At 29.5% G+C, this 12,568-nt stretch carries 22 protein-coding genes and 1 tRNA gene; 15 read left to right on the forward strand and 8 right to left on the reverse strand.

The genetic code is table 11. From position 1 onward, the window contains the following. The 4 genes from HA149_RS06240 to HA149_RS06255 form a co-directional block, all read left to right on the forward strand. A partial coding sequence (locus HA149_RS06240) for a hypothetical protein (RefSeq protein ID WP_209114067.1) occupies positions 1-445 on the forward strand: 445 nt, incomplete at its 5' end. A gap of 56 nt (positions 446-501) precedes the next feature. Beyond that, positions 502-562, forward strand: a tRNA-Leu gene (locus tag HA149_RS06245). Between the two features lie 360 nt (positions 563-922). Further along, positions 923-2,716: a tetratricopeptide repeat protein gene (locus HA149_RS06250; protein ID WP_209114069.1), complete on the forward strand. Its 1,794-nt coding sequence runs from the start codon at positions 923-925 to the stop codon at positions 2,714-2,716. Between the two features lie 2 nt (positions 2,717-2,718). Next, positions 2,719-3,120 (forward strand): DUF6165 family protein, encoded by a 402-nt coding sequence (locus HA149_RS06255; protein ID WP_209114071.1) that lies wholly within the window; start codon positions 2,719-2,721, stop codon positions 3,118-3,120. Positions 3,121-3,147: 27 nt separating this feature from the next. Here HA149_RS06255 and HA149_RS06260 read toward each other — a convergent pair whose 3' ends face one another. Further along, positions 3,148-3,948: a sulfotransferase domain-containing protein gene (locus HA149_RS06260; RefSeq protein ID WP_209114073.1), complete on the reverse strand. Its 801-nt coding sequence runs from the start codon at positions 3,946-3,948 to the stop codon at positions 3,148-3,150. Between the two features lie 274 nt (positions 3,949-4,222). On the opposite strand from HA149_RS06260, the gene HA149_RS06265 reads away from it, so the two are divergent. Both HA149_RS06265 and HA149_RS06270 read left to right on the forward strand, forming a co-directional pair. Beyond that, positions 4,223-4,477 carry a high light inducible protein gene (locus HA149_RS06265; protein WP_209114076.1) on the forward strand — a complete coding sequence of 85 codons (255 nt, stop codon included), beginning with the start codon at positions 4,223-4,225 and terminating at the stop codon, positions 4,475-4,477. Further along, positions 4,478-4,705 (forward strand): hypothetical protein, encoded by a 228-nt coding sequence (locus HA149_RS06270; RefSeq protein ID WP_209114078.1) that lies wholly within the window; start codon positions 4,478-4,480, stop codon positions 4,703-4,705. A 439-nt stretch (positions 4,706-5,144) separates the two neighbouring features. On the opposite strand, the gene rluF is transcribed toward HA149_RS06270, so the two are convergent. The 3 genes from rluF to HA149_RS06285 form a co-directional block, all read right to left on the reverse strand. Then, positions 5,145-5,867: a 23S rRNA pseudouridine(2604) synthase RluF gene (gene rluF / locus HA149_RS06275; RefSeq protein ID WP_209114080.1), complete on the reverse strand. Its 723-nt coding sequence runs from the start codon at positions 5,865-5,867 to the stop codon at positions 5,145-5,147. A 151-nt stretch (positions 5,868-6,018) separates the two neighbouring features. Beyond that, positions 6,019-6,264 carry a DUF1651 domain-containing protein gene (locus HA149_RS06280; RefSeq protein ID WP_209114083.1) on the reverse strand — a complete coding sequence of 82 codons (246 nt, stop codon included), beginning with the start codon at positions 6,262-6,264 and terminating at the stop codon, positions 6,019-6,021. Positions 6,265-6,296: 32 nt separating this feature from the next. Then, entirely contained in the window at positions 6,297-6,935 is a 639-nt protein-coding gene (locus HA149_RS06285; RefSeq protein ID WP_209114085.1) for an SOS response-associated peptidase, read from the reverse strand. 191 nt (positions 6,936-7,126) lie between these two features. Between HA149_RS06285 and HA149_RS06290 the strand changes: the two genes are divergently transcribed. From HA149_RS06290 to HA149_RS06300, 3 genes are all read left to right on the forward strand, one after another. Then, entirely contained in the window at positions 7,127-7,273 is a 147-nt protein-coding gene (locus tag HA149_RS06290) for a hypothetical protein (RefSeq protein ID WP_209114087.1), read from the forward strand. A gap of 249 nt (positions 7,274-7,522) precedes the next feature. Next, positions 7,523-7,708 (forward strand): hypothetical protein, encoded by a 186-nt coding sequence (locus tag HA149_RS06295; protein ID WP_209114089.1) that lies wholly within the window; start codon positions 7,523-7,525, stop codon positions 7,706-7,708. Positions 7,709-7,719: 11 nt separating this feature from the next. Further along, the gene (locus HA149_RS06300) at positions 7,720-7,884 is read left to right on the forward strand and encodes a hypothetical protein (RefSeq protein WP_209114091.1); all 165 of its coding nucleotides are present in this window, start codon (positions 7,720-7,722) and stop codon (positions 7,882-7,884) included. A gap of 89 nt (positions 7,885-7,973) precedes the next feature. On the opposite strand, the gene HA149_RS06305 is transcribed toward HA149_RS06300, so the two are convergent. Together HA149_RS06305 and HA149_RS06310 are read right to left on the reverse strand one after the other, a co-directional pair. Further along, positions 7,974-8,117 (reverse strand): chorismate-binding protein, encoded by a 144-nt coding sequence (locus tag HA149_RS06305; protein ID WP_245154705.1) that lies wholly within the window; start codon positions 8,115-8,117, stop codon positions 7,974-7,976. A 60-nt stretch (positions 8,118-8,177) separates the two neighbouring features. Next, positions 8,178-8,489 carry a DUF3303 domain-containing protein gene (locus tag HA149_RS06310; RefSeq protein WP_209114093.1) on the reverse strand — a complete coding sequence of 104 codons (312 nt, stop codon included), beginning with the start codon at positions 8,487-8,489 and terminating at the stop codon, positions 8,178-8,180. A gap of 1,490 nt (positions 8,490-9,979) precedes the next feature. On the opposite strand from HA149_RS06310, the gene HA149_RS06320 reads away from it, so the two are divergent. The 6 genes from HA149_RS06320 (at position 9,980) to HA149_RS06345 (ending at position 12,006) form a co-directional block, all read left to right on the forward strand. Beyond that, positions 9,980-10,123, forward strand: coding sequence for a hypothetical protein (locus tag HA149_RS06320; RefSeq protein ID WP_209114095.1), 144 nt, complete (start codon positions 9,980-9,982; stop codon positions 10,121-10,123). Between the two features lie 112 nt (positions 10,124-10,235). Beyond that, entirely contained in the window at positions 10,236-10,466 is a 231-nt protein-coding gene (locus tag HA149_RS06325; protein ID WP_209114097.1) for a hypothetical protein, read from the forward strand. Between the two features lie 2 nt (positions 10,467-10,468). Beyond that, a complete protein-coding gene (locus HA149_RS06330) occupies positions 10,469-10,921 on the forward strand; it encodes a MauE/DoxX family redox-associated membrane protein (RefSeq protein ID WP_209114099.1) in 453 nt (150 codons plus the stop codon). A 61-nt stretch (positions 10,922-10,982) separates the two neighbouring features. After that, positions 10,983-11,501 (forward strand): DUF411 domain-containing protein, encoded by a 519-nt coding sequence (locus HA149_RS06335; protein WP_209114101.1) that lies wholly within the window; start codon positions 10,983-10,985, stop codon positions 11,499-11,501. A 22-nt stretch (positions 11,502-11,523) separates the two neighbouring features. Beyond that, the gene (locus HA149_RS09545; RefSeq protein ID WP_245154706.1) at positions 11,524-11,745 is read left to right on the forward strand and encodes a DUF3721 domain-containing protein; all 222 of its coding nucleotides are present in this window, start codon (positions 11,524-11,526) and stop codon (positions 11,743-11,745) included. Further along, the gene (locus tag HA149_RS06345) at positions 11,746-12,006 is read left to right on the forward strand and encodes a hypothetical protein (protein WP_209114103.1); all 261 of its coding nucleotides are present in this window, start codon (positions 11,746-11,748) and stop codon (positions 12,004-12,006) included. 29 nt (positions 12,007-12,035) lie between these two features. On the opposite strand, the gene HA149_RS06350 is transcribed toward HA149_RS06345, so the two are convergent. Together HA149_RS06350 and HA149_RS06355 are read right to left on the reverse strand one after the other, a co-directional pair. Next, the gene (locus tag HA149_RS06350; protein ID WP_209114105.1) at positions 12,036-12,236 is read right to left on the reverse strand and encodes a DUF2839 family protein; all 201 of its coding nucleotides are present in this window, start codon (positions 12,234-12,236) and stop codon (positions 12,036-12,038) included. Between the two features lie 104 nt (positions 12,237-12,340). Then, positions 12,341-12,487: a hypothetical protein gene (locus tag HA149_RS06355; RefSeq protein WP_187146050.1), complete on the reverse strand. Its 147-nt coding sequence runs from the start codon at positions 12,485-12,487 to the stop codon at positions 12,341-12,343. Between the last annotated feature and the right edge of the window lie 81 nt (positions 12,488-12,568).

A 12,568-nucleotide genomic window follows, 5' to 3' on the forward strand; every position in this document is an offset into this window, starting at 1 on the left:
AAATGAAGTTTGGACTACAAATGCTAATGGTATTCATACCTCTCATACAGGCTGGATTACAGATGCGCAAGCAGTAGCAGAAGGTTATGAAAATACTTTTACCAAAGACTTCAATAATGATGGATTGATTTCTGGGGGTTCTTATTATCAATTACTCGGAGATAATGGAGCTGTAACTCTTAAATATAGAAGTAGTCATAGTGGTTGGAATGATGATACTAGTAATCATTGGAATGTTATCGCAGCTAAAAATAATTCATCATCCTTCCAGGTTTTATTTGACGGCACCGCTAAAAATGAGGGGTTAAATGAAGTTTGGACTACAAATGCTAATGGTATTCATACCTCTCATACAGGCTGGATGACAGATGCGCAAGCAGTAGCAGAAGGTTATGAATCCATATTTAACTTAGATATTAATAATAATGGCTCAATAGGTATTTGATATTTTTATAGAATAATTGGATTTTTGCAGAAAATCAAATTGAAACCCTATTTATGCAGATAGGTTGTAAGGTGTTTTGGGAGCACTAGGACGCAGGTTCAAATCCTGTCGCCCTGACTCAATCAAATCCAAGTCAAGCTAGAGAGTTTTCCAGACTCTCTCTCTTTTTTATTGTCTGCTACTCTCATAAGCCAAAAGATGCTTAATTGCACTATCCGAATAAAGAACTAAAAGTATCCTTAATTAGTGGTTTTAATGCTTAAAGGAAAGCTTTTTTTCATTATTTATTGAAAAGTTTGTATCTTTATTCAAAAGATTCTTTGCTGACGTTTAATTTGATTGATGTTTTAGTAATTTGTAAATCTTCAGAACTCAAACCTTCTTTATAGATAGATGAATTATGAATTTATTATTTAATAAATGTCCTCATTTACTATCATTTAGTTATATCCAAAGTAAATTTCGCAAATATATTAGATGGAGGAAAAAAGTAAAAAAGAGACCCTAGCATTTAAAGCCTTGAAAAAAGGCAACTATCTGGAGGCAGAGAATTTACTTAGAGAAATTGTTTCAAGTGGAACTAATAATTATTCCGTTTATGGAAGTTTGGCAGTTTTAAGTGGAAAAAAAGGAAATATAGAAAAAATGCTCGAATACTTAACGCACTCAACCAAGCTAAACCCAAAATATGCTGAAGGACATTTTAATTTAGGCATTATTTATTTAAAAAAAGGGGATTTTGATAATGCTGTAAATTCCTTTTTAAACACAATAAGAATAAGGCCTGAGGACTCAAATGCTCTAAATATGATTGGAGTAGCTTTTTTTAAAAAAGGAAATATAAAATCATCAATTAGTTATTATTCAAAGGCAATAGAATTAAATCCCCAGAACGACAAAATCTATAGCAACCTTGCAATTGCATATTCAAAGTCAGGTAATCTTGAAGCTGCTTTATCAACTTACTTAAAGGCCTTAAAAATAGATTCAAATAGTTTTTCTACACTTTTTAATTTAGGAAAAATTTATCAACAAAAAGGTGATTTAGAAAAAGCTTTGGAAACTTTCGAAACAATATTAAAGCTCAAAAATGTTAATTCCCTTGATTTGGTGTTCAATGAAATTGGAATTACCCTACAAAAAAAAGAAGATTTTGATTCAGCTATTAAATCTTACTTAAAAGCAATTAAGCTCAATAAAAATTTAATCCAGGCATACAATAATTTGGGTTATGCTCAATTTGAAATTGAGGATTTTGATTCCGCTACCTCCAGTTTTTTAAAGGCAATAAAACTCAATCCCAAAAATGCAATAGCTAGAAAAAATTTAAGTAAAATCTTTTTACTCAACGGAAATTACAAAGAAGGATTTAAAAATTATGAATACAGGTATAAGCATTCAAACATAAGGATCCTTCCACACGCATCTCCTAACATTCCTATTTGGAGTGGGAAGGATTCAGAAAGGCCTGATAAGTTATTAATTGTTTCAGAACAAGGTTTAGGAGATACCCTTCAGTTCATGAGATTTTTACCTTTATTAAGAAAAAAAGATAAAAAGGTTTATTTTTGTGCTCAAGAAAAGCTTCACGGTTTAATCAGAAATTCAAAAATAGACTTGGATCCATTATCGCCAAATAAAGCAAATAAATTTTCAGAAGGTAAATGGATTCCTTTATTATCACTTCCAAAAATACTTAATTTTCGTCCAAACAATCAACTTATAAAAGCTCCATATATCTATTCTGATGATTATTTAATTAATAAATGGAAATTATTATTTTCTAAATATGAAGAAAAAATAATTGGCATTCATTGGCAAGGGAACCCAGAAACTGAGCAAGGAATTCATAAAGGAAGATCTTTATTACTTAACGAATTTTCAACACTAGCTGAAAATAGTAAATGCAAATTTTTATCATTGCAAAAAGGTTATGGAGAGGAACAATTAAAAGATTGCTTATTTAAGGATAAATTTGTTGATTTTCAAAAAGAGGTCAATGAGATCTGGGATTTTGTTGAAACATCATCAATAATTGAAAATTGTGATTTAATTATTACTTCAGACTCTGCAGTTGCTCACTTAGCTGCTGGCATGGGAAAAAAAACATGGCTACTACTTCAGAAAATCCCTGATTGGAGGTGGGGTTTAAAAGGAAGCGATACCTTCTGGTACGAAAACATGGAAATATTTCGCCAAGTTGAAAGAAATAATTGGCGGGAAGTAATGATAAGGGTTTCAATAAGACTAAATAATTTTTTAAATAATTAAATATGAAAAATTACTCTATTAAAAAAAAAATTATTAATGCCCCAATCTCAATTGGAGAGCTCGTAGACAAAATTACCATCCTTGAAATAAAAAAAAATAAATTACAAAACTCTAAATTGGAAAATGTATTGAAAGAACTTTCTTTTTTGAGAAAATTGATGGAAAAACATCAAATAGAAATAACTGAAGATTTATTTGCCCAGCTTAAAGAAATAAACCTAACATTATGGAACATTGAGGACCAAATAAGAATAAAAGAGAAAAACAAAGAATTCGACAATATTTTTATTGAATTAGCCAGATCTGTTTATTTTAAAAATGATAAACGTGCAGAAATAAAAAAAAGAATAAATCGATTATCTAATTCAGAAATTACTGAAGAAAAGTCATATGCAGAGTACTAAATCCTGAAACCTATATGGTTTGCAATCTTAAAACAAATTTAATAAATCGCTTGGTAAATTAGGAAATTTTTTAATTTCTTCTTTAATAAAATTCTTCATTAATATTTTTTCTTCATCACAAATCTCCATTGCTTTTCCGTAAATAAATTTTTCTTTATTTGGTTTTGTTGGTTGCTGGAACATATTGATCTTAAGTTTATGGCATATATATTCAATGGTTTTTTCAAAGTTATTTTTCAATTCCGAATAATTTACTAAAACTATATTCGATGAATTTCTTGCTGCGTTTTTCGCATCAATTATGTGTGATGCCCATCTCTCAAAATAATTCGTATAATTTTCTATTTGATATCTTTGCGACTGTCCTTTTGGATTAGTTTTAATAAGTTCTAAAGGTGAACTTAACTTAGGGCCTTCCAACCAATTCCATCTATGCAAAAACTTCCAATAAGAAATAAAAACCTCGTCAGGATTCCTATAAATGTATATAACCCTTAATAAATTCTTTTTATGGTCTAAAAGACTTAATGGGAAATGGGACTTAATAATACTGTTAACACAGTGAGCACTATATTCATTTTTACTAATATCCTGTAGAGAAAACAGAAATTTATTCATACTTTCCTTTGAAAAAAAATTAACAACAGAACCCAAAGGCATATAGTCAAAGTTTAAGAATGGATTAACGGTGTATTCAGTACATTCTGAAATTGAGTTCATCATGAAATGAGTCCCGCTTCTTTCATGAGAACATACCATTAATGGGATCTTTACTTTCTCAGAACAAGATAATACAAAGCTTGGACCATTGATCTTGTAATTTACCATTTCAAAAAAAATTCTTTTGCTATAAAAGCAATATTTTGACTATATATTCATCATATTTAAACTATTTCATTCCAACTTTAGGCGGAGCTCACAGGAAGTACTTTGATGTATTTAGTGCCTATTCTTAAAGGGAGGGAAATACTTATATATTGTTGATTAGAAGTAGCTATATTTTTTTCCCTTGCAATTGTTTAGCGATTAAATAATAAAATGCTTATTTAACCTATTTGGCCTTTTTATTTTTTAATATATACAATATTGATTTCTAATATTAATGATTAAGTTTAAAGATAACTTTTCAAGCGAAAGTTTTTACCCAGATAGTAATTATTATCTTGACCAAGATAATACTCCTAAAGAGGACTTAATTTCAGAAGATCAAAAATCCAATATGGGTAAAATTTTTGAATGGCCAAATACCTATTGGTTCATTGCTGAAAGAACAAATGGGAGGCTTGCAATGATAGGTTTCATGGCTGTCATCATTAACTACACCTTATTTGGTTGGATAGCTTATCCAATCCTTTAAATGAGTAATTCTAATTTTGACAAAAATGGTGTAGATAAGTCTGGAACACATTGGCTTCAATATGCTGCTTTTGTTGTAACAGCATTTGCTATTTTTTTTGGCTGGGCATTTTTCAATGATGCCAATTTCCATCAATTCTCTGTAAAAATATTCAAGTTCTGGAATTGTAATGGATATAACCCATTAAGTTATTGCATGATGCGTTGGAAAGTAAACTTTTATCCTTAAAAAAGTAGTGGCTACTAGGTCTTATTGTTTGGTTAATTCAAATAGATAAAGGTTAAAAAAGTTTATCTAAAATACAAATCACAAAGATCAATTTTTAAATATATGTTTATTGATTCTGGGAAGGTTACTTTTAGATGGGGCAAAGAACCACCTTTGATAACAACAAAAAAGAATTAAAGAAAGATGCAGCTAGAGAAGAATAGAAAAATTTAATTGCTCAGGCTTGGAGAAGAACTGAGGAAGATTGGAACAAAAAAAAGCAAGGGCTGCTAATCTCTTAATCGGTGGTCAAATAATACTCAATTACTAACTAATGGCGGCGCAAGTATTAAATGTTTCATACTATTTAAGTTATTTCTGCCGAAGTCGAAGAGTATAAATCTTGCATTTTTGCAACCCAATTTACTTTAAATTCCCAATTATTTTTATTGGTTTTTGATTAGTCATATGTTTTTGAGGAGTTTTCGAGTAATTCATTTAATTCCAGGATTTCTTCTTTACTAAGTTCTCTATATTCTCCTGTTGGAACATCTAACTTAATATTCATAATTCTTACACGCTTTAATGATCGTACTCTATACCCTAAAGCCTCACACATTCTTCTAATCTGGCGGTTAAGTCCCTGTGTGAGTATTATTTTAAAATTTCTTGGACCCAATTGTTTTACGAAACAACTTTTAGTTATTGTGTCTAATATTTCAACTCCATTACTCATGCTTTTAATAAAGTCGTTATTAATAGGACGATTAACTTTTACAATATATTCTTTTTCATGATTATTTCTTGCTCTCAGTATTTTATTTACGATATCTCCATCATTAGTTAAAAAAATCAATCCCTCACTGAGCTTATCTAATCTTCCGATGGGGAAAATTCTTTTAGGATATTTAATGAAATCTATGACATTATTGGGTTCTACTTTTCTATCTGTTGTGCAAACAATTCCTACAGGTTTATTAAAAGCTAAGTATATATTTTTTTGTCTCTTTGATTTTTCTATTCTTTGACCTTTAACTTCGACTTGATCACTTTCTTCTACCTTGGTTCCAATTTCTGGAATTTTACCATTAATGGTTACCTTTCCCTCTAGGATTAATCTATCTGCTTCTCTTCTAGAACAATAACCGACTTCACTTAAATATTTATTTATTCTGGTAGACATTTTGGATGTTTCATTTTTATCTGCACTAAATAAAATAATTTACTAATCTCCTCATATTTTAGATCGGCTGTCAATTTTAGTTAATATTCTCATTATTGAATTTCAAATTATTTTCATCAAAAATTTCTACCGCACAGATTTAACTCTCTTTTTAATTCCAATTTTTTTCAATTTTCCTCCATCCTTTAGAAAGTAATCTTTCATAAATTTCTCTAGCTAAATCTATTTCAACAGAAACTGTATTTGTCATTACTGGTGGTATATTTCCTAATCCCCCCACTATTTTTCCAGTATCTATAAACATATACTCAAAAACTCCATCAATACTCTTATCGTTTTTCATAAATCTTTTAACTTCTGACCTATTTGAATTAATCAACCAATAAGATTTAGCCATTAATCTAACCTTGGGATAAGTAAGCGTTCCATTTAAAACAAACTCATTTGAACAGTATCTTTTTTCTTTAGAACATCTACTAGCCACCCATCAGGGGACCAACTCATCATGATTGCAAATAATCCTTTTAATTCATCTGCATCTTTAACTTGCTCTGTCCATTGTTCCTCATATCCATTAGGAACGATAACAGGCATGCGGTGATGTATAGGTTTAATTAAATCATTTGGATCAGTAGTTAAAACGCAGCAACTCTCAAGTTCTGCTCCATCTGGTGAGGTCCACTTACTCCAAATTCCTCCCAACCAAAAAGTCTCATAATTCGCTTTTCGAACGCGATATTTTTTTTCAAAAAAACCGCTCGCAGGTATTAGGCACCTTTTATGTTTCCAACTTCCACTAAATAATTTTTTTTCTTCTACAGTTTCTGATCTTGCATTAAATGGCCTTGGTCTGCCCTTATCAAATGGGTCTCTCGCCCAAGGAGAAATAAAGCCCCAAGTCATAAAAGTAGTTTTAATTCTTCCTTCGTTTTTAATTACAAGAACAGGATCATTAGGTCTTATTAGATTTTGAGTCTCATATTTAGAATCAAGTCCACTTGGATAGTCTTGTTTCATAACCGTTGGCAAATTCTCAAATTTAGTTTTAAGCTCAAATCTTCCGCACATTGATTTTTAAAATATTTTTAAAACTCACTTAAAAAAAACAGCAAATTTACCTTATTTTAGATCTACTTTCAGTTTTCTCAAATAAAAAACAATTTTTTGATCGTAGAAAGTTTTTTATCTAAATAATTAAAAGAAAATATAGATATTGAAAAGCTTCCTCGAATTTAATTTGAATGTTTCACACTTGAATTATGACAGATCCTATTCTTTATTTATCTATGTTATTGGGACTTGGAGGAGTTTATGTATTAATCACTTCCTTCCATGATGATGACGATGGTGATGATGATGGAGAAAAATATATTTATAATCTCGAATACACTAATTTAGTAAAATAGTTTATGTGTTTATAAAGTCACATTATCTACAAAAAGTTAATTTCAAAAACAGGCTCTATTGAAAATTGTTTTATAGAAGTGACAGAAATATTATGCCTCCTCTACTTAATTCAATAAAACATTATATTCATTTTTAAATTTAGTTGTTGGTCCTCTTTCCGTATATGCTTGTGCCTTAAACCGTACATTTTTATAAGTCGGTTGATGAGCATGCCTAGTTAGAACTTAGTAGTAACAGAAATAAATTAAATGCCTTCAACACCGATCAAATCTTGTAATAAATATGTGTTGAGTTACAAAGATTCATCAAATAAGACACATGAAGTTGGCTTCTACGCACTCGATGCATACGATTGCCTAATGCTTGCGAGAGAATTCAACTCTTACGTACATGAGAATCCAGGATCTGTAATCAGAATCCAACAAAAATTTTGAGGGAATTAATTATGAATTTAAAAAGATCACCATTCGCAATTGAAGATAAAAATGCAAGAGATCTTGATAATGCAAAAGATTATCCAACAATTGCAGATTTAATTAGAGAACAGAAAGTTCCACAAGATGACAGAAATACAGTTCACCATCGTAGAGATTTAGACTCACTCGGTTAGTTACGAGAATGTCTATTTACTAATTTATAAAAATTAACGATCATGATAAATGGCATTTGCGATTCATTCACAAGATAATGTTTTCTTCATCAAGTTTTTTTTAGCTCTATAGGCATATATGCATTATCTCTCTTTATTGCATTAATAGCATATCTATACTTTTCAGATTCATCTAACAGGATTTTTATTAAATTGTATTGACTTTCAATTTCTTCAGAAGAAAATTTTCCCATAAAAAATTTCTACTACGCTTTTATTTTAGATCAACAGTCAAACATTCAAAAGATTAACTATTAGCTAGACACTGCTGCGATTTCTTTATGGACGGAAAGAAATTCTTTATCCGTTAGAACTGGTGTAACTTCAATTTCTACGCCAAAATTATCGACCCAGATACTACTCCATTTCCAAATGTTCTGATGGTTTGAAGATTCAACTATTGCCCAACCATTAGCTCCCTCAGGATTTACTACTCGATTAAGAACTTTAAACCCATCAAATTCATCACCTTCGCACCCTCCTTCAACAAAACCTGCAAAAGCTTCAGCCCCTTGCATATGACTTTCTTGATCTGGAAATTGCCAATGTACGATGTAAGTTTGCATAAATAACATTATTTTTTTAATTATTAATTATCGAATTTAAAAATTAAATAAAAAGTCTTTAAACACTAATTTTAAAGGACTTAAGCCTAGAAGGGAAAAATAGCAAAAAAAAAGGACTCTTACGAGCCTAGGTGATGGGGACTCCTATAATGACAAATTAAACAGACACAAACAACCCCATCAATAGGTAATTTTAAATACTTACAAACACCATATGTAGTGCTAAGATTTTAAAAAGGTTGGGTGATGGGGATTATCCTGCTTTTTGATTGGGGCGAAGCTAACGCCCTTTTTTTATGGAAAAATTTACTTTAATCAATAAATCAAGATCGAGGATTAAAGTATTTGAACCTTTTTAAGATAGTTCTAAGAACTCTTCTATGATTAATGCAATTTTAATCTCTTATGATTGTGTTTATAAGCGATCAAGTAAGCCAGTTATGAAAGGCTCTAGGGTAGAATCTATCGAAGAAGCGATAAACTAATAAAAAAGCTATTAGAGTAAGGGTGGAAAAACATATAGATTCAATAGTTTTTAAAAAAATGGTGAATAGGTACTTTACCTAAAATTTGACATTATTAAAAATTAATTACTAGATAGGCTTCAGAATGAAAGATTGAACATAAAAAAAGATATTTATTCAAATATTAAAGATTCAGATGCTTTGCAAAGTTTTTTTGAATGTATAACTTCTTGTAGCATCAATAGTGAGGGAGTAGATTGCAGAACAGCATGTTATTTAAAACATTTAGAACCAAACAATATCAATTACCCTTTAAAATTTTCATAAGCAAAGCTTATTTATAATTGTTAAATTTCATTGATGTTATTTCCACCTCCTCAAGTTATTTTTGGTCTATTGCTTTTATCTATAGCAGTAGTTCTCATCTGGGATATTAGATACAATCCTTTTGGAGAAGACGAAGACGGGATTTAACCTTCAACTAGGAAGCTGATTTGTAGGTGGTGCGTGAAATTGTCGTTTCTTTCTTTTGAGTCTTTTGTAAGCGACTAAAGAGCCTAATAATAACAATGTAATAGCTATTGAGTTAATCATATAAAGTAGTTTTATACATATAAAAACAAATATGTTCTAAATATCAATGATGAAAGTTATTTTTTCAAAAAGAAACTAATCATAGACTCATTTTTAATATTTAGCTTTGACATTAGGTACCCAAAACAACCAAGAGAAAATGCTTATCTAACCAAAAGTAATTTCTATGCAATGAGAATAAATCACTTTTTCTTATTTCTCATTTGATATTGCAGAACAGCTTTTAGGTGTTGTACTTCTTTTTCTAAAGTCTCAATTCTTTTTTCTAATTCTTCATTAGTTGCCATATTTTCATGAGATAAATTCTTTGATATTTATACCATTAAAAAAGTGACTCGTTATTCATGGCAAACGTCAAATAAGTATTAGAGCCTATTGATTGGAATAATTTCTGTAGATAAATTATGCAGAGTATAAATTTAGGGGTAATTTATGAGCGGAGATTATGAGACACTAGAAATCAATCAACCTAAAATTAGATATTTTCAGAAAAAATCCGAAAATAATACAGAATGGTTAGATGAATTAATCAACCAAATTGAAGATATGAAAAATAATATATCCAAATCTGCTTAATGACAGAAAAAGAATTGAAGGAATTTGAAAAATTTGTAAAAGAAAATGGATACAATGAAGAGCTAAAAGATATATATTTAAGGGAAGTTATAGGCAGAAATAAAGTATACGAATGAGATCAAATTTTCTACCAAACATTCGACTAGCTACAAACATTCTTGTAGTTATTGATACTTTTGCTATTGCTTTAAAGATTGCTCCAATCGCAGAGGTATATCAGAAAAAAAATCTATGTATTAAATATTTGAAAAATCAAATAGCTAAAGACGAACTTATAAAAAGACTAAAAATAATTAAACAAGCAAATTTATCTAGTATTTGTGATTCTATCCTCAAAAGTTAAGAATGAAGATCAAGTCATTTACACCTTTAATTGCAGTCTTTGGTACTTCATTTCTGATAACCATTACATTGCTTAAAAGTTTCCAAATTTTTATGGGAATATCAATTTGTCTTTTAGCGATGCTCAAGCTTATGGATATTGAAGCTTTTGGAACAAGTTATAAGAAATATGATTTAATATCTTCTAAATTTGATAGCTGGATATATATTTATCCTTTTTGCGAATTATTAATTGGAATAAGTTTTCTTAATTCTTCTCCACCCTCTTTAATTGTTTTTATTGCCCTAATTTTAGGAATTTCTGGAATGATTTCAGTATTTAAGGCTGTTTATTTGGATAAATTAAAATTAAATTGTGCATGTATCGGTGGATATGCAAAAACTCCTTTGGGAATTATTAGTTTTATTGAAAATCTTTTAATGGCAATTATGAGTGTCTTAATTTTGATTAAATAGCGATTTAAGAAATTTTCATTTATGGTTAATTTAAATATTAAATTTAATCGTCGTAATTAGTATGACACTTAATAAAATATTGATTAAAAGGGGATTTTTAAATTATCTAATTTTTTCTGGAATTCTTTTTGCAAATACTATTAACGTTCATAGGATTAGTGCAAAAACTCAAGAAAATAAAGATATCCCAAAAGTTGTTTCTTACAGATCATCATCATGTGGTTGTTGCAAAAAATGGATCAATCATTTAAGAGATAATGGATTAGAAGTTGTTGATAATATAGTTGAAGATATCTCAGTAATAAAAAACCAATATCAAATTCCCAATAATTTGAGGTCATGTCACTCAGCTCAAATAGCTAACTATACTATTGAAGGACATGTCCCGATTGAATCAATCAACAAACTTTTTAGAGAAAAACCAAATATCAATGGGATAGCTGTACGTGGCATGCCACTTGGCTCTCCAGGCATGGAAATGCATTCTCACGAATCTCACTCTCATGATTATGAGAACTACAAAGTGGTTTCATTTAATAAAACTGGCAAAACAAAAATATTTGATGAAATCTCTCCTTAAAACAAATACTTAATTTGAAATAATGCATATTTTTCTTAGAAATTTTAAATTTTTTATTTTTTTATTTTCCTTATCTCTTAATTTCAATAGTTATTTGCATGCACATTTGAGGGGTACATTTCTTTCTGAAGAGGACGCCGAAAATAGATCTTTAGAACTTGGTTGCGAAGGAATACATAAGAACCAAGATAAATGGATGCCATGCAAAAACGAAAAAGAATTACATATTTATTTGAGAAAATAAATGGGGAAATTAAAAACCGATAAAAGAAAAATTCACAGAAAAATAACGGCACTTTCAGCAATCCCTTTATTAATTACTATTTTATCTGGGACTATTTATAGTATCCTGCAGCCATTAGGAGTAGATGCTTTTTGGTTAATCAAATGGCATACAGGCAATTTTGGCATTATTAATTTGCAACCTTTCTACTCGATATTTCTTGGTGTGGCATCAATAATCTCTATAATATCTGGCCTAGGACTATTACAAAAAAGTACTTAGATAGATTCTAAGTAAGGCCAAAAATCTAATTAATTAATACTATTTGCTCCGCCACTTACTAAGAAAATTATCGCTCCTAGCGCCATTGTTGCCACACCCATATAAGGGTATTTCTTAATCCTTGATTTGGTAATAGGAAGCCATGAAATGTATCTATCAGATTTATTTAATTCAACTTTTTTTTGTCTAGGTGGCAATCCTAATTCCTCTCTTCTTTTAGCTTCGCCCATAATCTTAAATTTATTTATATCTCAATATTAAAAATTATGTTCTGCACCTGCGAGTTAATTTTATTTAAAAAATAGGCCTTTTAATAAGGATAAATTATTTAAGTTTATTTAGCCTTCTTTAAATATAGATTCTTTGTATTTGCCTGATCTGATGTAAATAACAAAATTAATATAGTTCCAACTAGAAATGAAAAAATCATTGTTAAACCAACAACTTCAACCATCTCACTAGGCAGATAATTTAGAAACATAATGAATAGATCTCTTATTTTAAACTTAGCAATTGTATTTTTTATGTAAAGTAAGTATTGTTTCTTAAATTTCGAAATGAG

This window comes from Prochlorococcus marinus XMU1406 (genome assembly GCF_017696055.1).
GTDB lineage: Bacteria > Cyanobacteriota > Cyanobacteriia > PCC-6307 > Cyanobiaceae > Prochlorococcus_A > Prochlorococcus_A marinus_W.